The organism is Pseudomonas marginalis (assembly GCF_900105325.1).
In the GTDB taxonomy this organism is placed as follows: domain Bacteria; phylum Pseudomonadota; class Gammaproteobacteria; order Pseudomonadales; family Pseudomonadaceae; genus Aquipseudomonas; species Aquipseudomonas marginalis.
Map to the genome: position 1 here is coordinate 3,091,788 of NZ_FNSU01000003.1, position 22,761 is coordinate 3,114,548.

General features: G+C 61.8%; 21 protein-coding genes. 11 read left to right on the forward strand and 10 right to left on the reverse strand.

From position 1 onward, the window contains the following. Positions 1-193 precede the first annotated feature (193 nt). Complete coding sequence (locus tag BLW22_RS23555; RefSeq protein ID WP_053135736.1) at positions 194-439, reverse strand: hypothetical protein; 246 nt, start codon at positions 437-439, stop codon at positions 194-196. A 42-nt stretch (positions 440-481) separates the two neighbouring features. Beyond that, a complete protein-coding gene (locus BLW22_RS23560) occupies positions 482-823 on the reverse strand; it encodes an antibiotic biosynthesis monooxygenase family protein (protein ID WP_065925866.1) in 342 nt (113 codons plus the stop codon). A gap of 328 nt (positions 824-1,151) precedes the next feature. Here BLW22_RS23560 and BLW22_RS23565 point away from each other — a divergent pair, with 328 nt between their 5' ends. Then, positions 1,152-2,081, forward strand: a complete 930-nt coding sequence (locus BLW22_RS23565) for an AraC family transcriptional regulator (protein ID WP_027605501.1) — start codon at positions 1,152-1,154, stop codon at positions 2,079-2,081. 63 nt (positions 2,082-2,144) lie between these two features. On the opposite strand, the gene BLW22_RS23570 is transcribed toward BLW22_RS23565, so the two are convergent. From BLW22_RS23570 to edd, 4 genes are read right to left on the reverse strand one after another with little or no spacing between them, the layout of a single operon-like run. Next, positions 2,145-3,614 carry an ATP-binding protein gene (locus tag BLW22_RS23570; protein WP_027605500.1) on the reverse strand — a complete coding sequence of 490 codons (1,470 nt, stop codon included), beginning with the start codon at positions 3,612-3,614 and terminating at the stop codon, positions 2,145-2,147. Beyond that, entirely contained in the window at positions 3,604-4,338 is a 735-nt protein-coding gene (locus tag BLW22_RS23575; RefSeq protein WP_024077192.1) for a response regulator, read from the reverse strand. Before BLW22_RS23575 ends, BLW22_RS23570 begins: the two co-directional genes overlap by 11 nt. Before the next feature lie 32 nt (positions 4,339-4,370). After that, positions 4,371-5,327, reverse strand: coding sequence for a glucokinase (locus BLW22_RS23580; RefSeq protein WP_065925865.1), 957 nt, complete (start codon positions 5,325-5,327; stop codon positions 4,371-4,373). Continuing rightward, positions 5,324-7,150, reverse strand: a complete 1,827-nt coding sequence (gene edd, locus BLW22_RS23585) for a phosphogluconate dehydratase (RefSeq protein WP_027605498.1) — start codon at positions 7,148-7,150, stop codon at positions 5,324-5,326. Before edd ends, BLW22_RS23580 begins: the two co-directional genes overlap by 4 nt. A 221-nt stretch (positions 7,151-7,371) precedes the next feature. Between edd and gap the strand changes: the two genes are divergently transcribed. From gap to BLW22_RS23620, 7 genes are all read left to right on the forward strand, one after another. After that, positions 7,372-8,373 (forward strand): type I glyceraldehyde-3-phosphate dehydrogenase, encoded by a 1,002-nt coding sequence (gene gap, locus BLW22_RS23590; protein WP_065925864.1) that lies wholly within the window; start codon positions 7,372-7,374, stop codon positions 8,371-8,373. Between the two features lie 199 nt (positions 8,374-8,572). Next, the gene (locus tag BLW22_RS23595) at positions 8,573-9,091 is read left to right on the forward strand and encodes an RNA polymerase sigma factor (RefSeq protein WP_065925863.1); all 519 of its coding nucleotides are present in this window, start codon (positions 8,573-8,575) and stop codon (positions 9,089-9,091) included. Between the two features lie 74 nt (positions 9,092-9,165). After that, complete coding sequence (locus tag BLW22_RS23600; RefSeq protein WP_074847553.1) at positions 9,166-10,134, forward strand: FecR family protein; 969 nt, start codon at positions 9,166-9,168, stop codon at positions 10,132-10,134. 117 nt (positions 10,135-10,251) lie between these two features. Further along, positions 10,252-12,816: a TonB-dependent receptor gene (locus tag BLW22_RS23605; RefSeq protein ID WP_074847554.1), complete on the forward strand. Its 2,565-nt coding sequence runs from the start codon at positions 10,252-10,254 to the stop codon at positions 12,814-12,816. A 136-nt stretch (positions 12,817-12,952) separates the two neighbouring features. Then, the gene (locus BLW22_RS23610; protein ID WP_074847555.1) at positions 12,953-13,561 is read left to right on the forward strand and encodes a biliverdin-producing heme oxygenase; all 609 of its coding nucleotides are present in this window, start codon (positions 12,953-12,955) and stop codon (positions 13,559-13,561) included. A 169-nt stretch (positions 13,562-13,730) separates the two neighbouring features. Next, positions 13,731-14,132, forward strand: coding sequence for a YbaN family protein (locus tag BLW22_RS23615; RefSeq protein ID WP_027605492.1), 402 nt, complete (start codon positions 13,731-13,733; stop codon positions 14,130-14,132). A gap of 140 nt (positions 14,133-14,272) precedes the next feature. Next, complete coding sequence (locus BLW22_RS23620) at positions 14,273-16,411, forward strand: methyl-accepting chemotaxis protein (protein WP_065925024.1); 2,139 nt, start codon at positions 14,273-14,275, stop codon at positions 16,409-16,411. Between the two features lie 63 nt (positions 16,412-16,474). Here BLW22_RS23620 and BLW22_RS23625 read toward each other — a convergent pair whose 3' ends face one another. Then, positions 16,475-17,038: an NAD(P)H nitroreductase gene (locus BLW22_RS23625; protein ID WP_074847556.1), complete on the reverse strand. Its 564-nt coding sequence runs from the start codon at positions 17,036-17,038 to the stop codon at positions 16,475-16,477. 140 nt (positions 17,039-17,178) lie between these two features. On the opposite strand from BLW22_RS23625, the gene BLW22_RS23630 reads away from it, so the two are divergent. The 3 genes from BLW22_RS23630 to BLW22_RS23640 are packed head-to-tail and all read left to right on the forward strand — an operon-like array spanning position 17,179 to position 20,814. Further along, entirely contained in the window at positions 17,179-18,618 is a 1,440-nt protein-coding gene (locus BLW22_RS23630) for a di-heme oxidoreductase family protein (protein WP_074847557.1), read from the forward strand. Between the two features lie 31 nt (positions 18,619-18,649). Further along, entirely contained in the window at positions 18,650-19,714 is a 1,065-nt protein-coding gene (locus tag BLW22_RS23635) for an imelysin family protein (RefSeq protein WP_065947898.1), read from the forward strand. 2 nt (positions 19,715-19,716) lie between these two features. After that, a complete protein-coding gene (locus tag BLW22_RS23640; RefSeq protein WP_074848234.1) occupies positions 19,717-20,814 on the forward strand; it encodes a DUF1513 domain-containing protein in 1,098 nt (365 codons plus the stop codon). Between the two features lie 300 nt (positions 20,815-21,114). Here BLW22_RS23640 and BLW22_RS23645 read toward each other — a convergent pair whose 3' ends face one another. The 3 genes from BLW22_RS23645 to BLW22_RS23655 are packed head-to-tail and all read right to left on the reverse strand — an operon-like array spanning position 21,115 to position 22,743. Further along, complete coding sequence (locus BLW22_RS23645) at positions 21,115-21,342, reverse strand: hypothetical protein (RefSeq protein ID WP_027605486.1); 228 nt, start codon at positions 21,340-21,342, stop codon at positions 21,115-21,117. Then, complete coding sequence (locus tag BLW22_RS23650; RefSeq protein WP_065925020.1) at positions 21,339-22,058, reverse strand: lipopolysaccharide kinase InaA family protein; 720 nt, start codon at positions 22,056-22,058, stop codon at positions 21,339-21,341. Before BLW22_RS23650 ends, BLW22_RS23645 begins: the two co-directional genes overlap by 4 nt. 4 nt (positions 22,059-22,062) lie before the next feature. Continuing rightward, positions 22,063-22,743, reverse strand: a complete 681-nt coding sequence (locus tag BLW22_RS23655; protein ID WP_065925019.1) for a class I SAM-dependent methyltransferase — start codon at positions 22,741-22,743, stop codon at positions 22,063-22,065. Positions 22,744-22,761: the final 18 nt, after the last annotated feature.

The window sequence follows — 22,761 nt, forward strand, 5'->3', positions numbered from 1 at the left end:
CGCGTTCATTCAGGAAGCACGCGTTATCGTTGACGTTTTTCGCGAGCAAGCTCGCTCCTACAGGAGGCGATGTACGCTTAACTGACTGGCATTAGGGCTTGCCCCCGATGGCAATGGCACATCCAACATCGTTGTTGACTGACACACTGCTATCGGGAGCAAGCCCCCTCCCACATTAGAGGGTCGGCGTTGTTCAGCTCGCGGCGCTCGCCCAGGTCAGTTGACCCTCTTCATCCACATCGATCAGCCGCTCGAGCTGCACGGTGGCTGCATCATCGGCGTCGGAGGCGGTCTTGAAGGTCTGTCCATCCAGGATCTTGTGAAACTGCGGTGCGCCCATGCCATCCAGCGCCTTGACGGCGACGGCGGCGCTGTAGCCCCCTTCACCTGGTACTACGGCGGATACGGCTTCGTGGTGGGCAAATTGTTTACGTGCCATGTTGCAGGTCCTGGCCAATGGAAAAGTTGGCCATTCTAACCATTAACCGGCCAGTTGCAGGTACTCGCCGTAGGCATTGGCGGCAGAGGCATCGGTGAAGGTCTGGAAGTCCATGCTGCGCACGACCATGTCGTTCAACAGCTCGGTGAAGATCATCAGGGCCGGCGAGTTGAAGTAGGCGCTCATCGCCTGCTCGCTGCTCCAGAAACCCGAGATCAACCAGACATCGGGATCGACCTGGGAATGCTGCAACGAAAATTGCAGGCAACCCTGAGCCTGACGGCCCGGTTCGATCAAACTGCTCAAGCGTGCACCCAGTTCGGTGCTGCACCCGGTGCGGGCGCGGATAAAGGCCATATGGCTCGCGGGAATGGGGGTGGACATGTTCGACTCTCCCGTTGAGAAGTGATGCTCGGCAAGCACTGTGAGGGTGTGTTGCCACAGGATCAAAGATAACGGCGCGGGTGCGGGCGCGGTTAGTCAATTCCTGCTGGCTTATTGCACAATCCTGCGAGAAGCGTAGAGAGGACGTAGGGACCGCCGGTTCGATTCCACAGGCAAACGCCTTGTTTCAGGGACATGACAGCCCGAGAACTTGCCTGATTCACGACACGTCGCAGGATCAGGCAAGGATTGTGCAGAATCGACCTAACACTGTTTGAAAAGCCGCCGCTAAGCTGAGCCCATCAAAAAAGCATGCAGAGGACGCCTTATGCCGTCGCCCGAACATCAGTCCATGCCCCTCGACGCCGAGACGGAAAAACAGCGCGCCGAGCTGGCGAGCATCGTGCATCGTCATACCTGGGAAGACGGCTCCTATGGCACGGCGATTACGTCACTGTTCCTGAACCGCCACAACACGCCGCGTGACTTCATGCCGGTACTGGTGGAGCCGGCGTTGTGCATCCTCGCCAACGGCAGCAAGGAAGTGCGCCTGGCCGACGAAATCTTTGCCTACGACCCGCTCAATTACCTGGTGTTCTCGGTGGCGATGCCGGTGGCCGGGCGAATCATCGATGCCACGCCGGAAGATCCGAACCTGTCAGTGCGCATCAATATCGACCCGGCGCAGCTCACCGCCTTGATCGCCGAGGCCGGCCCCATGGGCGTGCCCACGCGCCCGACATCGCGCGGGATGTATGTGGACCGCATCGACCCCCAGTTGCTCGACGCCGTGCTGCGCCTGGCGCGCCTGCTGGATACGCCCAAAGACATTGCCATGCTGGCGCCGCTGATCAACCGTGAAATCCTCTACCGCCTGCTGCGAGGTCCCCAGGGTTATCGCCTGTATGAAATTGCAGTGGCCAACAGCCAGAGCCATCGCGTCAGCCAGGCGATCAAGTGGCTCAATGGCAACTACGAACAACCGCTGCGCATCGATGACCTGGCCAAGGAAGTGAACCTCAGCGTCTCGACCCTGCATCACCGTTTCAAGGCGATTACGGCCATGAGCCCGCTGCAGTACCAGAAGCAGCTGCGTTTGCAGGAAGCACGTCGACTGATGATTGCCGAAGGGCTGGAAGCGTCGGCGGCGGGGTATCGGGTGGGGTATGAAAGCCCGTCGCAGTTCAGCCGGGAGTACAGCCGGTTGTTTGGGGCACCGCCGCTGAGGGATTTGGCACGACTGCGCCAAAGCGTCTGACACACAGACGATCAAAATGTGGGAAGAGGCTTGCCCCCTCCCCTATTTGTCCAATGGTGTTTTTCAGTCCAGGGTCCGGGGCAGTTGCAGGGTGACCCGCAAGCCCCCCTCACGCAAATTCTGCAAACTCACTTCACCGCCATGGCTATGGGCAATATTGCGCGCAATACCCAAGCCCAAACCGTAACCCTGCTGCTGACCGGCCAGGCGAAAATGCGGTTCGAAGACCTGTTCCAAACGCTGTTCCGGCACGCCAGGGCCTTCGTCGTCGACGTGCAGGATGAACTCCGCGCCATCGTCCTCAATACGCAAATGGGCGTTCTGCCCGTACTTCAAGGCATTGTCGATCAGGTTGCCGATGCAGCGCTTGAGCGCCAGCGGCTTGCCCGGGTACGCCGCCACTGCTGCGCCGTCCAGGGTGACCCGGCCGTTGCCGTTGGGCGCCACATAAGGCTCCACCAGGCATTCGAGCACATGGTTGAGGTCGACTGGCTGGATGTTCTCGTGGATATCGGTGTCTTTTACACATTGCAGCGCGCCCTTGACCAGCAACTCCAACTCATCCAGGTCACGGCCGAACTTGGTTTGCAGGTTCTCGTCTTCGAGCAATTCCACGCGCAGGCGCAGGCGGGTAATCGGTGTGCGCAGGTCGTGGGAAATCGCGCTGAACAATTGGCTGCGCTCCGTGAGGTAACGGCTGATGCGTTCGCGCATCGCATTGAACGCGCGGCCCACTTCCACCACTTCACTGCCGCCGCCTTCGGCTACCGGTTCCACATCGGCGCCCAGGGACATGTCACGCGCCGCCCGCGCCAGGCGCTTGAGCGGCCGGCTTTGCCAGTGCACCAGCAGGCCGATGAACAGCAGCAAAAAGCCGCTGGTCAGCACGATAAACCACACCTGCTGGGACGGCAGGCCCTGTTCTTCCAGGCTGGTGTAGGGCTCGGGCAACAGCGAAGCGATGTACAGCCATTCGCCGGGGGCGAGTTCGATCTGGGTCACCAATACCGGCGGGTTGACGGGTTCCAGGGTCAGCGCGTAATGGGCCCAGGAGCGCGGCAACTCATCCAGTTTCAACCCGGCGTTGAAGATGCGCAGGTCTTCGGCGCTGACGAACTCCACCGAGATAGGCACGTCGGCGCCCAGGGTCTGGCGCAGGACTTCATCCACGGCCACCAGCACCGCCTGCTTGCGCGGGGTTTGCGGCAACACTTGCATGTCGAGTGGCCGATCATTGAGGGTCACGACAAAACGGGTACCACCCATGCTGCGCAACTGGTCAAGGACCAACGGCCGATAGGCCACCGGCAACGAACGGAAATAACTCACGCTGGCGGTCATCGAGTGCGCGAGGCTACGGGCGCTGGTGACCAGGCCTTCGAGCTGGGTGGCGCGCAACTGCGAGACCCAGATCACGCTGGACAGCGCCTGGGCGAACAGCACCGCGAGCAAGGTCAGCAGCAACATGCGCCCCAGCAGGGAGCGCGGTACCGGGAAGCGCCGGCGGCGTTCGCTCAGCGGCTCAGTGGGCATTGCCGGCAACCACGCTGGCTGCCAGTTGATAACCGCTGCCGCGCACGGTGCGGATCAGCCTCGGGGGTTTTTCGGTGTCGCGCAGGCGTTGACGCAGGCGGCTGACAGCCATGTCGACGATCCGGTCCAGCGGCATCAGGTCGCGGCCACGGGTGGCGTTGCCGATGGTGTCGCGGTCGAGAATCTGCTGCGGGTGATCGAGAAACAGCTTGAGCAGGGCAAAGTCGGCACCGGAGAGGATCACCTCTTCGCCATCCACGTGGAACAGCCGATGACTGATCATGTCCAGGCGCCATTCGTCGAACACCAGCACATCGCCATTGCCGCTGCGCTCCTGGCCGAACTGGCAGCGGCGCAGCAAGGCCTTGATCCGCGCCTGCAACTCGCGGGGGCTGAACGGCTTGCCGATATAGTCGTCGGCCCCCAGTTCCAGGCCGATCACGCGGTCGGCTTCGTCGGAACTGGCGGTGAGCATGATGATCGGCACCTGCGCCTGGCGCGGGTGCTGGCGAATCCAGCGGCAGAGGCTGAAACCGTCTTCGTCCGGCAGCATCACATCGAGGATGACCAAGTCGCATGGCGCCTCGTTCATCGCCTGGCGGAACCCCGCGCCATCCGGCACGCCACGCACCTGGAAACCGGCGCGACTGAGGTAGGTCTGCAGCAATTCGCGGATTTCCTGGTCGTCGTCGACGAGGAGAATCGATTTACTGATTACGCTCACGGGGTCCTCCTTGTTGTTATAGGTGGTGCGGGTCAGGCAAACGCCTGTTCCAATGCGACGCCAGCCCCGGTCAACCCGGAATACGGCGCAGTCACCAGCCACACCGGGATGCCCTTGAAGTAGTCGCTCATGCAGCCTTTGTCACTGAAGCTCCTGGCAAAACCGCTGTTGATGAAGAAGTCGGCAAACCGCGGAATCACCCCACCCACGATATACACACCACCGCGCCCACCAGTGGTCAGCACATTGTTGCCGGCTACCCGGCCCAGCCAGATGCTGAATTGATCCAACACTTCCATGGCCACCGGATCGCCCGCCAGGCCCGCCGCCGTGATGGCTTCAGGGGTGTCGAGCACCGGTGTGTGGCCATCGACCGCACAAATCGCCCGGTACAGCCGCGGCAGACCGCCACCGCTCAAGGCGGTTTCGGCGCTGACGTGGCCGATCTCGGTGTAGATATGCTGCCACAGCTGGGTTTCCCGCGGGCTGCTCAGGGGCAGGTCGACGTGGCCGCCCTCCCCCGGTAACGCCGCGTAACGACCTGCACCGAGGTCCAGCAGGGTACCGACACCCAGGCCGGTGCCCGGACCGATCACCACCGCCGGGCGCAACGGTTCCGGCGTGCCAGGGCAGACCACGCGGAATTCGTCGGGTTTAAGACGCGTCATGCCCAGGGCCATGGCCGAGAAGTCATTGACCAGCAGCAGCTCATCCACCTGCAAGGCCTGGCAAAACGCAGTCTTGCTCAAGCGCCAGTGATTGTTGGTGAATTTAAATTCATCCCCGCTCACCGGCCCGGCGACCGACAGGCACACCGCACCGATGTCGCCGATTTGCAGGCCTTCTTCCTTGAGGTAGACCTTGATCGCATCCTCAGGGCTTTGGTGATCAGCCGTGGCATGCACCCGGATCGAATGCAGTGCCTGATCTCGCCACAACGCAAAACGGGCGTTGGTACCCCCGATGTCACCGACCAGCGCTAGCTTCACTTAAGCGTCTCCAAGGCACAGGTAAAGGCGCTGGCGCCCTGCTCTGCGGAGCTTGCGGCCAAGCGCATAAATGCAAACAGCTCGCGACCGGCCCCCACGTTATTGCCCAACAGGCCCGTGGCAGGCGTGCGCGCTGCAAATTCTTCGGCGTCCACCTTAAGCTCCAAGGTGCCCTTCACGCCATCCACGCGAATGATATCGCCATCTTTGACCCGTGCCAGTGGCCCGCCGCTCTGGGCTTCGGGGTTGACGTGAATCGCGGCGGGGATCTTACCCGACGCGCCGGACATACGCCCGTCTGTCACCAGTGCGACCTTGAAACCACGGTCCTGCAGCACGCCGAGGAACGGCGTCATCTTGTGCAGTTCCGGCATGCCGTTGGAGCGCGGGCCCTGGAAGCGCATCACGGCGACAAAATCCTTTTCCAACTGGCCGGCCTTGAACGCATCAGCCAGGTCCTGCTGGTCCTGGAACACCACCGCCGGCGCTTCGACGATCTGATGCTCAGGCGCTACGGCAGAGACTTTCATGACTCCGCGGCCGAGATTGCCTTCCATCACACGCAGGCCGCCTTCCGGCGAGAACGCGCGCGCCACCGGGCGCAGGATGGTTTCGTCGAGGCTTTCGATCGGGCCATCGCGCCATACCAGCTCGCCGTCGACCAGGAATGGTTCCTGGACATAACGGCTCAGGCCCTTGCCGGCCACGGTGTTGACGTCGTCGTGAAGCAGGCCGGCTTCAAGCAGCTCGCGGATCAGGAACGACATGCCGCCCGCTGCCTGGAAGTGGTTGATGTCGGCCTTGCCGTTTGGATACACGTGGGACAGGGTCGGCACCACCTCGGAGAGGTCGGCCATGTCGTCCCAGGTGAGGATGATGCCCGCCGACATGGCGATGGCCGGCATGTGCAGGGTGTGGTTGGTGGAACCGCCCGTCGCGTTGAGCGCAACGATGGCGTTGACGATGGATTTCTCATCGACGATCTCGCCGATCGGCGTGAAGTTGCCGTTGGCCTTGGTCAAGCGCGTGACCTGGTGCGCGGCTTCGCGGGTCAGGGCGTCACGCAGCGGCGTGTACGGGTTGACGAACGAGGCACCCGGCAAATGCAGGCCCATCACTTCCATCAGCAGTTGATTGGTGTTGGCGGTGCCGTAGAAGGTGCAGGTGCCGGGGCTGTGGTAGGACTTCATCTCCGATTCCAGCAGCTCTTCGCGAGTGGCCTTGCCTTCGGCGTAGCGCTGGCGCACATCGGCCTTCTGCTTGTTGGAGATGCCCGACGGCATCGGCCCGCCCGGTACGAAAATCATCGGCAGATGGCCGTAGCGCAGCGCGCCCATCATCAGGCCGGGCACGATCTTGTCGCAGATGCCCAGCATCAGCGCCGCGTCGAACATGTTGTGGGACAGCGCTACCGCCGTGGACATGGCGATGACTTCACGGCTGAGCAGGCTCAGTTCCATGCCGGGCTCGCCCTGGGTCACGCCGTCGCACATGGCCGGGGTGCCGCCGGCGAACTGGCCGACCGAGCCGACTTCGCGTAGGGCTTTCTTTATTTGTTCCGGGAAATGTTCGTACGGCTGGTGCGCCGAGAGCATGTCGTTATATGACGAAACAATTGCCACGTTGGCGGCGTTCATCATGCGCAGGCTGTTTTTATCTTCGGTGCCGCAACCGGCCACGCCATGGGCGAAGTTGGCGCATTGCAGCTTGCCGCGCATCGGACCGTCGCTGGCTGCGCCGCGAATGAGCGCAAGGTAAGCCTCACGAGTGGCGCGGCTGCGGGCGATAAGCCGTTCGGTGACCTCAAGGACGCGGGGATGCATGTGTAGAACTCCAGGCTAACGGATGTGGCGACCTGAGTGTCTATGCTGATCAAACGCCCGCAGCTCATGGGATGGCAGAGAGTCGTTTGGATCATCGGACCAGTTGATTCAGGTCACTCGTTGTAGATTGAACAAAATATTGCCACTAAAAAGGCTTGTTTTCTATTTTTATGCGAATAATCTTGTAATTCTTACAACAAATCGACGACAGGCACTTTCCAATGACTCTTCGTATCGCAATCAATGGTTTTGGCCGTATCGGCCGTAATGTCCTGCGCGCACTGTATACCCAAGGCTATCGCCAGGATTTGCAGATCGTCGCCATCAATGATTTGGGCGACAGCTCGATCAATGCCCACCTGCTCAAATACGACACCGTGCACGGCACTTTCGATGCAGAGGTCGCCCACGATCAGGAAAGCCTGACCGTCAATGGTGACCGGATTGCCGTCAGTGCCATTCGCAACCCGGCCGACCTGCCGTGGGCGGCGCACAAGGTCGACGTGGTGTTCGAATGCACCGGTCTGTTCACCGACCGTGACAAGGCTGCCGCCCATATTACCGCTGGTGCACGCAAGGTGATCATCTCCGCCCCGGCCAAAGGCGCGGACGCGACCGTGGTCTACGGCGTGAACCACGACATCCTGCGTCAATCCCACCAGATCATCTCCAACGCGTCGTGCACCACCAACTGCCTGGCGCCGGTCGCCCAGGTGCTGCACCGCGAATTGGGTATCGAAAGCGGCTTGATGACCACGATTCATGCCTATACCAACGACCAGAACCTGACCGACGTCTACCACACCGACCCGTACCGCGCGCGTTCGGCCACCCAGAACATGATCCCAAGCAAGACCGGCGCCGCCGAAGCGGTGGGCCTGGTGCTGCCGGAGCTGGCAGGCAAGCTGACCGGCATGGCCGTGCGTGTACCGGTGATCAACGTGTCGCTGGTGGACCTCACCGTGCAGTTGAAGAAAGACGCCACTGCCGACGAAGTCAACGCACTGCTCAAGGAAGCCAGCCAACACTCGAAGATCCTCGGCTATAACACCCTGCCGCTGGTCTCCAGTGACTTCAACCATAACCCGCTGTCGTCGATCTTCGATGCCAACCACACCAAGGTCAGCGGCAAGTTGCTGAAAGTGCTGGCCTGGTATGACAACGAGTGGGGCTTCTCGAACCGCATGCTGGATAACTGCCTGGCTTTGTGTAACGCCGAATAACGCCCTTTGTGGAATGGCTTTTGTGGGAGGGGGCTTGCTCCCGATGACGGGGTATCAGTGATGAATGCATCGACTGACACACTGCATCGGGAGCAAGCCCCCTCCCACACTGGCCCCATGTAGGCTCACAGAAATAGCCACTTGCCATTTGAGTTGATGATAAGCATTATCATTAACTGCAAATCGGTCTGGTATCACTGTGAGCCAATCTCGCTTCAACCAAGTCTTTCTCACCCAACGGGTGATTCTGCTACGCACCTTGCAGCGGATGGTGAATAACCACAGCACCGCCGAGGACCTGTTGCAGGAAACCTACCTGCGCGTCACCCGGGCCCTCAGCGAGCGGCCGATCGATCACCTCGAACCCTTCGTCTACCAGACCGCGCGCAACCTGGCGCTGGATCATCTGCGTTCGCGCAGGGTTCAGGCGCGCACCCTGCAGGAAGATGTGCCACTGGACATCCTGCAAAGCGTCGCCGCCCCCATCAGCACCCCCGAAGACGCCACCCAGGCCGAGCAATTGCTTGAGCACCTGAGCATCAGCCTCGGCCAGTTGAGCGCGCGCCAGCAGCAGATTTTCATCCTCAGCCGCCTGCACGGTTGCAGCTACCAGGAGATCGCCGATCAGTTGGACGTGTCCTTGAGCACCGTGCAAAAGGAACTGAAATTGATCATGGCCATTTGTGTAGGTGTGGCCGAAAGACTGGATCGGCCTTAAGCTTCAGCCGACGAAATTGTCGACCCAAGCTGTAGGAAAGATGAATAAAACGTGGCGAAGACCCGAGGAACACCGTGACGGACCCGAATAAACTGCGCCCCCATGAGCTGGCTCATGAGGTGTTGCAAGACACGGCTATGGACCAGGCCCTCGACTGGCTGATCGTCTTGCAGTGCCCAGCGCCCGGGCAGCGGGCCGAGTTCGAAGCCTGGCTGGCCCAAGACCCCGCCCACGTCCACGCCTTCGGCAAGGCCCAGGCCGCCTGGGGTGGCGCGCCGGTACACAGCGCCGCCGTCGCCCTGGCCGCGCCGCGCAAACCCAGGGGCTGGCGCCGGATCAAGCCGCACTGGAAACCGCTGGCCACCGCCGCCGTGCTGTTGATCGGCCTGTTCAGCTTCAGCAACCTGCCGGTACGCCTGCAAGCCGACCATCTCACGGTGGTGGGCGAACGCCAGCGCCTGCAATTGGACGATGGCTCGAAAGTGTTGCTGAACACCAATTCGGCGTTTTCCAGCAGCATCAAGGACCACCAGCGCATCGTCCGCCTGTACCAGGGCGAAGCCTTTTTCGAAATCATGCCCGGCCATGGCCTGCCCCTGGAAATCGACGCCGGCCCCGTGCGCGCCAGCGTGCGTGATACCGCCTTCGCCGTGCGCTACCTCAACGGCGAAGCCCAGGTGCAGGTGCAGCGCGGCGATGTCGACCTGAGCAACACCTTCGACGATGCCCGCGTGCGCCTGAGTGCCGGCGAAAGCATCCGCATCGGGCCCAAGGGCTTTGGCCAACCGGCCCGGCTGGATGCCAGCAAGGACCTGGCCTGGGTGCAAGGCCGGCTGATTTTCGAAAACTGCCCGATGAGCGAAGTGCTCGCCGAGCTGCGTCGCTACTACCCCGGCTGGATCGTCAACACCAACGACAAGCTCGCCAGCGTTGCCGTCACCGGCAACTACCGCCTCGACCAACCCCTGGATGTGGTGCGCTCCCTGGCCCACATCACCTCAGCCACATTGTCGGAATACCCCGCGCTGGTGATTTTGAACTAAATGAGAATTATTTTTACTCGATAGCCTTCGGCGGTACGTCTCGTCTTAGCCAATGCAACTGATTCCTATTTGGTTCGGTTCGCAACTATAAGATTCGTACCTTCCGGAGCGCTCTCGATGTCCTCTCGTTTCAACCGCCGGTCCTCCTCCCCCGTGCTGTCCTTGCTGACCGCCGCCATCCTGCTGGCCGGTTCGCCAGTGATGGCCGCCACTGCCGCCGAACCTGCCGCCCGCAACCACGGCAACTACAGCTTCAGCATCGAGCAACAGCCACTGGTTTCGGCGCTGAACGCCTTTACCAGCGTGACCGGCTGGCAAGTCGGCCTGCCCGCCGAGCTGGGCCAGGGTGTGTCGTCCCCTGGGGTGCGCGGCGCCCTGTCGCCGGAGAAAGCCCTGGACCGGCTGTTGGTGGGGACCAACCTGAGCTACCGCAAGCTGGGCAACAACAACATCGTCCTGGAAAAGCGCACGGCGGGCAGCACCCTCAACCTGCAACAGGTGACCATCAGCGCCACCCGTAACGCGCAGGATGTGAACAGCGTACCCAGCACCGTCAGCGTGCATGATCGCGAAGAACTGGACCGCCAGAACGTCAACACCATCCGTGATCTGGTGCGCTACGAGCCGGGCGTCTCGGTCGGCGGCGCTGGCACCCGTGCCGGCAATGCCGGGTTCAACATCCGCGGGATCGACGGCGACCGCATCCTCACCCAGGTGGACGGTGTGGAAGTGCCCGACAACTTCTTCAACGGCCCCTACGCCAAGACCCGCCGCAACTACGTCGACCCGGAGATCGTCAAGCGCGTCGAGATCCTGCGCGGCCCGGCCTCGGCCCTCTACGGCAGCAGCGCCATCGGCGGTGCCGTGAGTTACTTCACCCTCGACCCGGACGACATCATCAAGCCCGGCCAGGACGTCGGCGCACGCCTGAAGACCGGCTACAGTTCCGCCGACGAAAGCTGGCTGACCTCCGGCACCGTCGCCGGCCGCGTGCAGGACTTCGATGGCTTGCTGCACCTGAGCCAGCGCAATGGCCATGAGACCGAATCCTACGACGGCAACAACGCCACCGGCCTGGCCCGTACCGGCGCCAACCCCGAGGACGCGCGCACCACCAACATCCTGGCCAAGCTCGGCTGGAACTATGGCGATGACAACCGCCTGGGCCTGACCTATGAGAAGTACAAGGATGATCGCGACGTCAACCTGAAGAACGCGGTGGGCGGCCCGTTCATCGGCGGCCGAGGCTTCAACCTGTACCGTGATCGCCGTGGTAACGACACCATTACCCGCGAACGTTTCGGCCTGGAAAACAGCTTCGCCCTTGAGTCGCCGATTGCCGACCGGATCAAGACCAGCCTCAACTACCAGATCGCCAAGACCGACCAGACCACTGCCGAGATCTATCAGTCAGGTCGTCGTGTCCTGCGTACCCGCGACACGCTGTACCAGGAAAAACAGTGGATTTTCGATGCTCAGTTGGACAAAGCGTTCAGCCTCGGTGAAACCGATCACCAAGTGACCTACGGCACCACCCTCAAGCAGCAGAAAGTCACCGGCTCGCGCGAGGGCGGCGCGACCTGTGTGGCCGTCGGCAGTGGCTGCACCGCCATCGGCGCGCCCAGCCCGATTGCCACTGACAGCGTGAAAAAGTCCAGCGACTTCCCCGACCCGACCATCAACACGTATTCGCTGTTCGCACAGGACCAGATCAGCTGGGACAAATGGACCTTCCTGCCCGCCGTGCGCTACGACTACACCCAGCTCAAACCCAAGCTGACCCAGGCGTTCCTCAACACCGTCAACCCGACAGGCGCGGACCCGGTGAGCGACAAGGAAAAAACCTGGCACCGTGTGACACCCAAGTTCGGCCTGACTTACGCCCTGACGGATCAATACACCTGGTTCGGCCAATATGCCGAAGGTTTCCGTACGCCATCCGCCAAGGCGTTGTACGGCCGCTTTGAAAACCTCAACCTGGGCTACACCGTCGAACCCAACCCCGACCTCAAGCCAGAAACCAGCAAGGGCATCGAAACCGGGATTCGCGGCAAATTTGACGAGGGATCCTTTGAAATCGCCGTGTTTTACAACAAGTACCGCGACTTTATCGATGAGGACAACGCCGTCGTCGGCGGCACGGTCGAACAGTTCCAGGCCATCAATATCAAGCGCGCCACCATCAAAGGGGCCGAAGCCAAAGGGCGCCTGAACCTGGATGCATTCGGCGCCCCGCAGGGCCTCTACACCCAGGGTTCGGTGTCCTATGCCTACGGTCGTAACGACGATAACGGCGAGCCGCTGAACAGCGTCAACCCGCTCAAGGGCGTGTTTGGCCTGGGCTACGACCAGGACAACTACGGTGGTCTGTTGAGCTGGACCCTGGTGAAAAAGCAGGATCGCGTCGACAGCAGTACCTTCCACGCGCCGGACGGCGACACCAGCGGGCCCTTCAAGACTCCGGGCTTCGGTGTTGTCGACCTGACCGCCTTCTACAAAGTCACCCAGGACGTGACCATCAACGGCGGCCTCTACAACCTCACCGACAAGAAGTACTGGAACTGGGATGACGTACGCAGCTACGACAGTGTCGGCGAAGCCGCGGTGACCGGACCGGCCAACCTCGACCGCCTGACCCAGCCGGGCCGCAACGTTGCGATCAACCTGATCTGGGACATCTGACGACACCCGACTCACCTCGTCGAAATTTCAGCGGCGAGGTGAGGATTTTTTACTGTGCCGCGTCTTCTTGTTCGTCTAGTTGATAACAGCTCTCTTTAAGGGCCATAAGGCGCTCCCCCTTCTCAAGGACTTTTTCATGACCGCTTCTTCTACCGCAGAACGCCCAAGCCTGCGCTCCCAGCGCCTGAACCAGATCACCAACGAGCCGCATACCAAGCTGGATGCGCTGGTCAAGGCCCACGCCCCGTTTGAAACCCAGGCCAACTTCGCGCGTTTCGTGGTCGCGCAGTACCTGTTCCAGTCGGAGCTGGTGGCCCTGTACAACGATGCCGAACTGATCAAGATCGTGCCTGACCTGGCCGAACGCTGCCGCGCCGAGGCCGCCAGGCTGGATCTGGCAGACCTGGATACAGAAGTGCCAGCACCGGTCCCCGGCGCGCTGAAGAACCCAAGCAAGGCCGAGGCCCTGGGCTGGTTGTTCGTGTCCGAAGGTTCCAAGCTGGGCGCTGCGTTCCTGATCAAGCGCGCCGTAGGCCTGGGCCTGAGCGAAACCTTCGGTGCCCGCCACCTGGGTGAGCCGGCCGGTGGTCGCGCCGAAGGCTGGAAAAGCTTCACTCGCACCCTGGATGCGTTGCAATTGAGCGCCGAGGAAGAAGCCGCAGCGGAAAAAGGCGCGGTGGATGCGTTTGTACGCTTCACCGTGTTGCTGGAACAGGCGTACGCTAGCGCCCCTGAACTGGCCTGATCGCCCACATTGAAATGCAATCAACTGTGGGAGGGGGCTTGCACCCCGATGGCGGAGGGTCAGGTACCTATTTGTTGGCTGATGCACCGTTATCGGGAGCAAGCCCCCTCCCACATTTAAACCGCATTTCAATGCCGACTCTTTTGTTATCCCCTACTTTGCACACACCATGACCCGCAAACCCCAATCCACCTCGAAAATCGCACAGATCCTCTTCGGCCTGCTGGCCTACGTCAGCCTGGGCATCGGGCTGGTGGCGATTGTGGTGCCGGGTTTGCCCACCACCGAGTTCATCCTCCTGGCCGCCTGGGCCGCGACCAAAAGCTCACCGCGCCTCAGTGCCTGGCTGGAAAACCACCGCCTGTTCGGACCGATCCTGTTCAACTGGCGCAACGGCAGGATCATCGCGCGCCGGGCCAAAGTCAGTGCCACCGTGAGCATGCTGCTGTGCGCCATCCTGATGCTGGTGATGCTCGACCACGGCTGGCCGATCTACCTGGCGATTGCCGGGATGAGCCTGGGCAACCTGTGGATCTGGTCACGCCCGGAACGGCTCGCACAGCCCGTGTGACGCCGGCTGTAGCCGCTTTCCTACCGCCCATCGCCTATCTCTCATGAATTGATTTGTTACGCCGATGTTTCAGACATAGCGCTGAATGGACTTGGCCTTGGATTGCATGCATTTCCACACGCCCATTCGCGAGTGAACCTATGTTCGACACCCTCTCCATACGTTTGAAAATCGTGCTGCTGTCCGGGCTATGTCTGCTGGGCGTAATAGCGTTGATCATCAGCATCAACCTTTACGAAACCAACCAGAACGACCATCTGATCAGCGATTCAAGCTCGCGAATGCTCACCAGCAGCGTGCAGAACCTGCTGCAAGCCAAGGCAGCGGAGCAAGCCGTGCTGCTGCGGAAAACCTTTGGTGAAAATCTTACCGTGATCACCGCCATCGCCGATCAGGTCAAAGACCTGCGCAACCTGGCCACCAAGCGCTCGCTGGACCCCGGCGCCTTGCGTGAAGAACTCAACCAGAGCCTGAAAACCACCTTCGAACGCAACAGCAAAGTGCTCGGCATCTGGCTGGCGTTCGAGCCCAATGGCCTGGACGGCAAGGACAGCGAGTTCGCCAATGACAAGACCCGCGCGTCCAATGAAAAAGGCCGCTTCTCCAGCTACTGGAACCGCGTCGGTGGTGAACCCTTGAACACCATCATGCTCGAGGAAGACCTGACCAAGACCACCCTCAACCTCAGCGGAACGCCCTATAACATTTGGTACACCTGCCCCCGGGACACCCGAAGCACCTGCCTGCTGGACCCATATGAAGACACGGTGACCGGCACACCGGTACTGATGACCACCATCTCCTTGCCGATGATCGTGGACGGGAAAGTCATTGGCGTGGTCGGTGTCGATATCGCCCTCAACACCCTGCAAGCCAGCACGGACGCCGCGCAAAAAGAGCTGTTCGACGGTGCGGCACACCTTGAGATCATTTCCAGCAACGGCCTGATTGCGGCCTACAGTGGCGAACCCGCCAAGGTTGGAAAAAACCTGGTCGACACCCTCGGTGCAGAAGGCAAGGAGATCGTGCAACTGCTCGCCAGTGGCAGCTATGTCAACCGCGAACAAGGCGACACCATCCGCGCGGTTTACCCGGTCAAGCCCATTGCCGATGCCAAAGCCTGGGGCGTAGTGATCAAACTGCCCAAACACGTGATGCTTGCCGACAGCACGAAACTTCAAGGCGTGCTCGACGCAGCCCAGGCCAGCGGCACCCTCAAGGCCTTGCTGGTCGGCGCCGCCGCCGGCCTGCTCGGCTTGCTGCTGATCTGGCTCACCGCCACCGGCGTGACCCGCCCGATCAACAGCGTGGCCGCCATGCTCAAGGACATCGCCAGCGGCGACGGCGATCTCACCCAGCGCCTGGCCTATGCCAAGAAAGATGAACTGGGCGAGTTGGTGAACTGGTTCAACCGCTTCCTCGATAAGCTGCAACCGACCATCGCGCAGATCAAGCAAAGCATCACCGAAGCCCGTGGCACGGCTGACCAGTCCTCGGCCATCGCACGCCAGACCAGCGAAGGCATGCAGGTGCAGTTCCGCGAAATCGACCAGGTGGCCACGGCGTCCAACGAAATGAGCGCCACCGCCCATGACGTCGCCAACAGCGCCTCCAATGCCGCCAGCGCGGCACGCGGCGCCGATCAGTCGGCCCGTGAAGGCATGTCGATCATCGAGCAGAGCACCCGCGACATCACCACCCTCGCCGAAGAAGTCAGCAAAGCGGTGGGCGAAGTCGAAGCCCTGGCGGTCAATAGCGAGCAGATCGGTTCAGTCCTGGAAGTGATCCGCAGCATTGCCGAGCAAACCAACCTGCTGGCGCTCAACGCGGCGATCGAAGCCGCACGCGCCGGGGAAAGCGGCCGGGGGTTTGCGGTGGTGGCAGACGAAGTGCGCAACCTGGCCAAGCGCACCCAGGATTCCGTGGAGGAAATCCGCCTGGTGATCGAACGCATCCAGAGCGGCACCCGTGGCGTGGTGGCAACCATGCACTCGAGCCAGAGCCAGGCCCAGAGTAACGCCGGGCAGATCCATCAAGCCGCGCAGGCCCTGGGCAAGATCAGTGATGCGGTGACGGTGATCAGCGACATGAACCTGCAAATCGCCAGCGCCGCCGAGCAGCAAAGCGCCGTGGCCGAAGAGGTCAACCGCAACGTCTCGGCGATCCGCACCGTGACCGAAACCCTCACCGGCCAGGCCACCGAATCGGCGGCCATCAGCAGCCAGCTCAATGCGTTGGCCAGCCAGCAGATGAAACTCATGGATCAATTCAAGGTGTAAGACACACCAATGGTCAAATGTGGGAGGGGGCAAGCCCCCTCCCACATTTTGATCGCCTACTGCTTAGAGACCCGTCCAGGCCTTCACAAACGCCGCCACATCTTCCTTCGGCGCCGTACGCGGCGGGTTCTGCGGTGTACCCAAATAAAGGAAGCCAATCACGTCCTCATCCGCCGTCAGCCCCAGGCCTTTGGCCACGTGGGCCGAATAGGACAACTCACCCGTGCGCCACACCGCACCAATCCCCTGGGCATAGGCCGCCAGCAGAATGCCGTGGGCCGCGCAGGCGGCTGCCAACAGTTGTTCAGACTTGGGCACCTTGAAGTGCTCCTGCAGGCGGGCAATCACCACCACCACCAGCGGTGCACGCAGCGGGCCGTTCTGGGCCTTTTCGATGACAGCCTGGGGAGCATCGGCGTCCTGCAAACGGGCGGCTTCGGCCAACAGCGTGCCCATCTGCTCACGGGCGGCACCTTCCACGGTAAGGAAACGCCAAGGGCGCAGTTGGCCGTGGTCGGGCGCACGCATGGCTGCGGCGAACAGCACATCGCGCTGCTCCTGGGTCGGTGCCGGTTCCAGCAAACGCGGCACGGAAACACGGTTGAGCAAAGCGTCGAGAGCCTGCATTGGCCACCTCCAGAAAAAAATGTGCGGTCATTCTAGCGGGAATGAATCGGGATGCCACCAAACGATAATTGCTCTTATTCAATCCGCCCCGCCCTGTTAGACTTTGCGACCTTATTTCCAGCCTTCGTCCGGGAAACTCGATGTTTCGTTCGCTTTTTCGCCTGTGCGCAGCGTTGATGGCCTTGAGCCTGGCCGCCTGCGACGACGCCCCACGCTTCACCAAGGCCGAGCCGGGTGAATCGCGAGCGGGCGGCGCGACGACGGTGAACAAGCGCGACCAGAATGCGTTTTCCCTGCCCTCGGCCAACCTGTCGCCCACGCGCCGCCTGGATTTCAGCGTGGGCAACAGCTTCTTTCGCAGCCCCTGGGTGATCGCGCCGTCCACCACCACCGCCCGGGATGGCCTGGGCCCGCTGTTCAATACCAACGCCTGCCAGAACTGCCATATCAAGGACGGCCGTGGCCACCCGCCGCTGCCCGACGCGGCCAATGCGGTGTCGATGCTGGTGCGCCTGTCGATTCCCCTGTCTACCCAGGACCAGGCGCCCTACGCCAAGCTCATCGAGCAAGCCGGGGTGGTGCCCGAGCCCGTCTACGGCGGGCAACTGCAGGACATGGCGGTGCCCGGCGTGCCGCCGGAAGGCAAGGTGCGCGTCGACTACACGCCGGTCAACGTCACCTTCAAGGACGGCACCGTCATCGAGCTGCGCAAACCCGACCTGCAAATCACCCAGCTCGGCTATGGCCCGATGCATCCAGATACACGCTTCTCCGCACGCATCGCCCCGCCGATGATCGGCCTGGGCCTGCTCGAAGCCATCAGCGACGCAGACATCCTGCGCAATACCGACCCGAAGACCGCCGACAAGGAAGCCCTCGTCGGCCGCGCAAATCGGGTCTGGGATGACGCCGAGCAAAAAACCGTACTCGGGCGTTTTGGCTGGAAAGCCGGGCAACCCAATCTCAATCAACAAAATGTTCACGCGTTCTCTGGTGATATGGGCCTCACCACCTCCCTGAGACCCTTCGATGACTGCACCGACGCCCAAGTCGCCTGCAAACAGGCACCCAACGGCAATGGCCCCGATGGCGAGCCGGAAGTCAGCGACAACATCCTGCGCCTGGTGCTGTTCTACACCCGTAACCTGGCCGTGCCCGTGCGCCGCGACGTCGACACGCCGCAGGTGCTGGCCGGGAAAAACCTGTTCTACCAGGCCGGTTGCCAGGGTTGCCATAAACCGACGTTCACCACCGCTGCGAATGCCGCCGAACCCGAGTTGGCCAACCAGGTGATTCGCCCCTACAGCGACCTGCTGTTGCACGACATGGGCCCAGGCCTGGCCGACAACCGCACGGAATTCAAGGCCGGTGGCCGCGACTGGCGCACGCCGCCGTTGTGGGGCATCGGCCTGACGCAGACCGTCAGTGGTCATACCCAGTTCCTGCATGACGGCCGCGCCCGCAACCTGCTCGAAGCCGTGTTGTGGCACGGCGGCGAAGCACAAGCGGCGCAGCAGCATGTGTTGTCCTTCAATGCCGAGCAGCGCGCTGCGTTGCTGGCGTTCCTGAATTCTTTATAAGCTTCGCCCCAATTACAGAAGGGAGCTCGACATGTTCCGTCCCAAGTTGTTGTTCACCAGCCTGGCCGCCCTCGCCCTGGGCGCCTGCTCGCCACAAGACCCGCAAGCCGTGACCTCGGCGGCGATCGCCAAGCAGGTGATCCTGCCGACCTACAGCCGCTGGGTCGAAGCCGACCGCCAGTTGGCCGTCAGCGCCCTGGCCTACTGCCAGGGCAAAGAAAGCCTGGACACCGCCCGCGCCGACTTCCTCCACGCGCAAAAAGCCTGGGCCGAGTTGCAGCCGCTGCTGATCGGCCCGCTGGCCGAGGGCAACCGCTCGTGGCAGGTGCAGTTCTGGCCGGACAAGAAGAACCTGGTGGGCCGCCAGGTCGAGCAACTGGTCGCCGCCCAGCCGCAGATCGACGGTGCCGCACTGGCCAAGTCCAGCGTGGTGGTGCAGGGCCTGTCGGCCTACGAATACATCCTCTACGACGCCAGGACCGACATCGCCGACGATGCGCAGAAAGCCCGTTACTGTCCGCTGCTGGTGGCCATTGGTGAGCGCCAGAAAGCCCTGGCCGAAGAGATCCTGGCCAGCTGGAACAGCACCGACGGCATGCTCGCGCAGATGAGCAAGTTTCCGAACCAGCGCTACGCTGATTCCCACGAAGCCATCGCCGATCTGCTGCGCGTACAAGTGACCGCACTGGACACCCTGAAGAAAAAACTCGGCACGCCCATGGGCCGCCAGACCAAGGGCATCCCGCAGCCGTTCCAGGCCGATGCATGGCGCAGCCAGTCGTCCCTGCAAAGCCTGGAAGCCAGCCTCGCCGCCGCCCAGACCGTGTGGGTGGGCGTGGACAACAAGGGCCTGCGTGGTTTGCTGCCGGCGGATCAGAAGCCATTGGCCGACAAGATCGACGCGGCCTATGCCGCCGCGCTGAAACTGTTCGCCAGCAACCAGCGCACCCTCAACGAACTGTTGAACGATGACGCCGGACGCCAGCAGCTCAACGACATCTACGACAGCCTCAACGTCGTCCACCGCCTGCACGAAGGCGAGCTGGCCAAGGCGCTGGGGATCCAACTGGGCTTCAATGCCAACGACGGTGACTGATGATGCTCAGGCGACAGGCTTTGGCGATCGGCAGCGTGCTGCTCAGCGCACTCACGTTGGGTGGCTGGACGCTGTTCAAAGGGAAAGACAGGGGCCCGCTGCTGCTGTCGGCGCGCGATGATGCAGACGGCAAGCACTATGCCGTGGGCTTTCAGCTGGACGGCAAGCAGGTGTTTGCCACCCAGGTCGGCCAGCGCTGCCACGACATCATCAACCACCCGACACTGCCGATTGCGCTGTTTGTTGCCCGCCGCCCAGGCACCGAGAGTTACCTGATCGACCTGCGTAACGGCGCGCTGTTGCAAACCCTCACCTCGAACGCCAACCGCCACTTCTATGGCCATGCGGTCATCCACAAGAGCGGCGATTGGCTGTACGCCACCGAGAACGACACGTCCGACCCCGGCCGTGGCCTGCTCGGTGTGTACAAGTTCGAAGGCGAGCGCCTGGTGCACAGCGGCGAGATCTCCACCCATGGCATCGGCCCGCACCAGGTGTCATGGATGCCCGACGGCGAAACCCTGGTGGTGGCCAACGGCGGCATTCGCACCGAAGCCGAAAGCCGCGTGGAGATGAACCTCAACGCCATGGAACCGAGCCTGGTGCTGATGCACCGTGACGGCACGCTGATCAGCAAGGAAACCCTCGGCCAGCAGATGAACAGCGTGCGCCATATGGGCATCGCCAGCGATGGCACCCTTCTCACCGGCCAGCAGTTCATGGGACCGTCCCAGGAGCGCTCCGAGTTGCTGGCGATCAAGCGCCCGGGCCAGCCGTTCGTGGCGTTCCCGGTGGCCGATGAGCAGTTGCAGGCCATGGGGCATTACACCGCCAGCGTCGCCGTGCACAGCGAGTTGCGCCTGGTGGCGTTGACCGCACCCCGTGGTAACCGCTTCTTTATCTGGGACATGGACACCGCCGAGCTGCGCCTGGATGGACCGTTGCCCGATTGCGCAGGCGTCGGCGCAGTGGCGGACGGGTTTGTCGTCACTTCGGGCCAGGGCCGTTGCCGCTACTACGATTGCCGCCAGAAACAGCTGGTCGCCAAACCGTTGGAATTACCGGCGGGGCTCTGGGATAACCACCTGCATCTGATCTGACCTGCGTAGATACCGTCTATCCAACACCGCCCCCCCGTAGCAGCTGTCGAGCCTTGGCGAGGCTGCGTCGGCCGCGACTCGAGCCTGAATCGGCAGCGCGCCTGACGCAGCCTCGCTTGCGCTCGGCAGCTGCTACGGATTTGCGCGGTGTTGGATAAGACGGTATCTACGGATTTGCGATAAGACGGTATCTACGGGGGTGAGGCTCTTGTAGCAGCCGCGTTGCGAGTAAGGTTGGAAGATCACGTAAAAAAAAAGGGCCTCGCATCGCAAGGCCCTTCTTCGGGGGTTTGAATCGTTTCAACTCTGCGGCCTCATCCCTTGGGACATCCCAAACATGAACAACAGCAACTCATGATCAGGCTTGACCGCCGCACTCGCCTTGGCGACGCGGGGCAACAGGCATTGCCCGCCACCTTGCACCGCACTGAGCACCTGTGTGCGAGGTTGCTCCCATGCGGCCAGGGCCAGGGCCGCAATGCCCATCGCCCCGACCAGGAACAAACCTCGTGCTATTTCTAGCTTCATTTGGTTAAACCCTTGATAGCGCTGCCAAACGCCGTCTGGTAAAAGTAGCTGAGTTTTTCCCAGTCGGTGCTGTTCCACGACGAATGGCGACGCAACTGCAACATGTCATGGGAGGCTGCCCGATAAGCGGTCAAGCGCTGGCGGCATTTCTCGAAGTCCAGCAGCGCCACTTCCACCTGGGCCGAGTCGCCCTCGCCCGTCACCCGCACGAAAATATGCTTGATGTACAGGCAACCGTGCTGCCAGCGGCCCTTGTGCATGCGGGCCAGGGTGGCAGCCAACTCCTTGAGCAAGCGCTCGTGCACCTGCTCGCCATACTCTTCGCGACCACCGGCGGCGTACCAGTTTTCAATTTCGTCGAAGCCGTCTAGGGCGGCGGTTACCAGCAGCGCCTTCCAGTGGTGCTCGGGGTCACGACGCGCCTCACAAAAGACCATTTCGGGCACGCGAACATCCAGCAGTCGCAGGCCCCTGAGGGCATCACGCTCGCGCAGCACCGTGGGGCGTCCGAACGGGTGCAGCCAACTGCGGTAGATATGGCCCGTCTGGCGCTTGCTGTAGAGCAAACGGCCATTGGCAGTCATTACACGCTGTACACCACTTTCACCGCCACGCCGGCGATTGGGCTCTTCGACCCATTCGCCTTGCTGACGCCAGAAATAATCGAAGCGTTCTTCGGGAGCTACGTGACTGCCTGCTACGCACTCAACTGCCATCCTGTTACCTCTTGCGCAATACATACACCCGCCACATGGCGTACAGCGGTATGAAGTCCAGGGATTCCTGAACACGGAATCCGGCTTGCTCGAACTCTGCTTCAACAGTAGCAGCCGGTAACACAAATCTGTTCTGGTAACCTTCCTGCTCACCTGTCTTGCGACGCTTTCCTTCCAGACGCTTGCGTTTCCAGGCTTTGAAATTGCCATCGACCCACAGCGAAATGATCACGCTGTCACGGGTAACCCGCTGAAACTCCCGCAGAATTGCCTGACGGTGCGCCGGATCACCAATGTGGTGGAGCAGGCGCATACAGAAAATGCTGTCGACTGAGTTATCCGGCAAATCGATATCGAAGGCAGATGTCTGCAAGGGTCGTACCCTTTTCACCACTTCTGCGGGCTGGGCGGCCATCGCGACCTTCAACATGGAGGCCGAATTGTCGGCGCCGATGATCACACGGTTGGGTTTTTCCGCCAGCAGCGGCCAGAAACGCCCGGCGCCACACGGCAGGTCCAGCACCAGGCCAGGCTCGCCGGCCATCGCCAACGCGCCACGGGCCAGTTGCTCGTCGCGTTTGTGGGACAACCGGCGAGCCAGATTGTCCTGATGCTTGAGCAAATATTCGTGGGCGTGCTGATCGTCGTACTTTTCGGAAAATTCGAGCTTGATCGGGGTAGGCATCAACGGATCTCCAGTTGC

Coding starts and splice junctions, on each gene's coding strand:
- BLW22_RS23565 (WP_027605501.1), top strand. CDS start 1,152: ATGCCGTCGCCCGAACATCAGTCCATGCCCCTCGACGCCGAGACGGAA.
- BLW22_RS23560 (WP_065925866.1), bottom strand. CDS start 823: ATGTCCACCCCCATTCCCGCGAGCCATATGGCCTTTATCCGCGCCCGC.
- BLW22_RS23640 (WP_074848234.1), top strand. CDS start 19,717: ATGCTCAGGCGACAGGCTTTGGCGATCGGCAGCGTGCTGCTCAGCGCA.
- edd (WP_027605498.1), bottom strand. CDS start 7,150: ATGCATCCCCGCGTCCTTGAGGTCACCGAACGGCTTATCGCCCGCAGC.
- BLW22_RS23625 (WP_074847556.1), bottom strand. CDS start 17,038: ATGCAGGCTCTCGACGCTTTGCTCAACCGTGTTTCCGTGCCGCGTTTG.
- BLW22_RS23610 (WP_074847555.1), top strand. CDS start 12,953: ATGACCGCTTCTTCTACCGCAGAACGCCCAAGCCTGCGCTCCCAGCGC.
- BLW22_RS23615 (WP_027605492.1), top strand. CDS start 13,731: ATGACCCGCAAACCCCAATCCACCTCGAAAATCGCACAGATCCTCTTC.
- BLW22_RS23570 (WP_027605500.1), bottom strand. CDS start 3,614: ATGCCCACTGAGCCGCTGAGCGAACGCCGCCGGCGCTTCCCGGTACCG.
- BLW22_RS23605 (WP_074847554.1), top strand. CDS start 10,252: ATGTCCTCTCGTTTCAACCGCCGGTCCTCCTCCCCCGTGCTGTCCTTG.
- BLW22_RS23630 (WP_074847557.1), top strand. CDS start 17,179: ATGTTTCGTTCGCTTTTTCGCCTGTGCGCAGCGTTGATGGCCTTGAGC.
- BLW22_RS23645 (WP_027605486.1), bottom strand. CDS start 21,342: ATGAAGCTAGAAATAGCACGAGGTTTGTTCCTGGTCGGGGCGATGGGC.
- BLW22_RS23620 (WP_065925024.1), top strand. CDS start 14,273: ATGTTCGACACCCTCTCCATACGTTTGAAAATCGTGCTGCTGTCCGGG.
- BLW22_RS23650 (WP_065925020.1), bottom strand. CDS start 22,058: ATGGCAGTTGAGTGCGTAGCAGGCAGTCACGTAGCTCCCGAAGAACGC.
- BLW22_RS23555 (WP_053135736.1), bottom strand. CDS start 439: ATGGCACGTAAACAATTTGCCCACCACGAAGCCGTATCCGCCGTAGTA.
- BLW22_RS23635 (WP_065947898.1), top strand. CDS start 18,650: ATGTTCCGTCCCAAGTTGTTGTTCACCAGCCTGGCCGCCCTCGCCCTG.
- gap (WP_065925864.1), top strand. CDS start 7,372: ATGACTCTTCGTATCGCAATCAATGGTTTTGGCCGTATCGGCCGTAAT.
- BLW22_RS23655 (WP_065925019.1), bottom strand. CDS start 22,743: ATGCCTACCCCGATCAAGCTCGAATTTTCCGAAAAGTACGACGATCAG.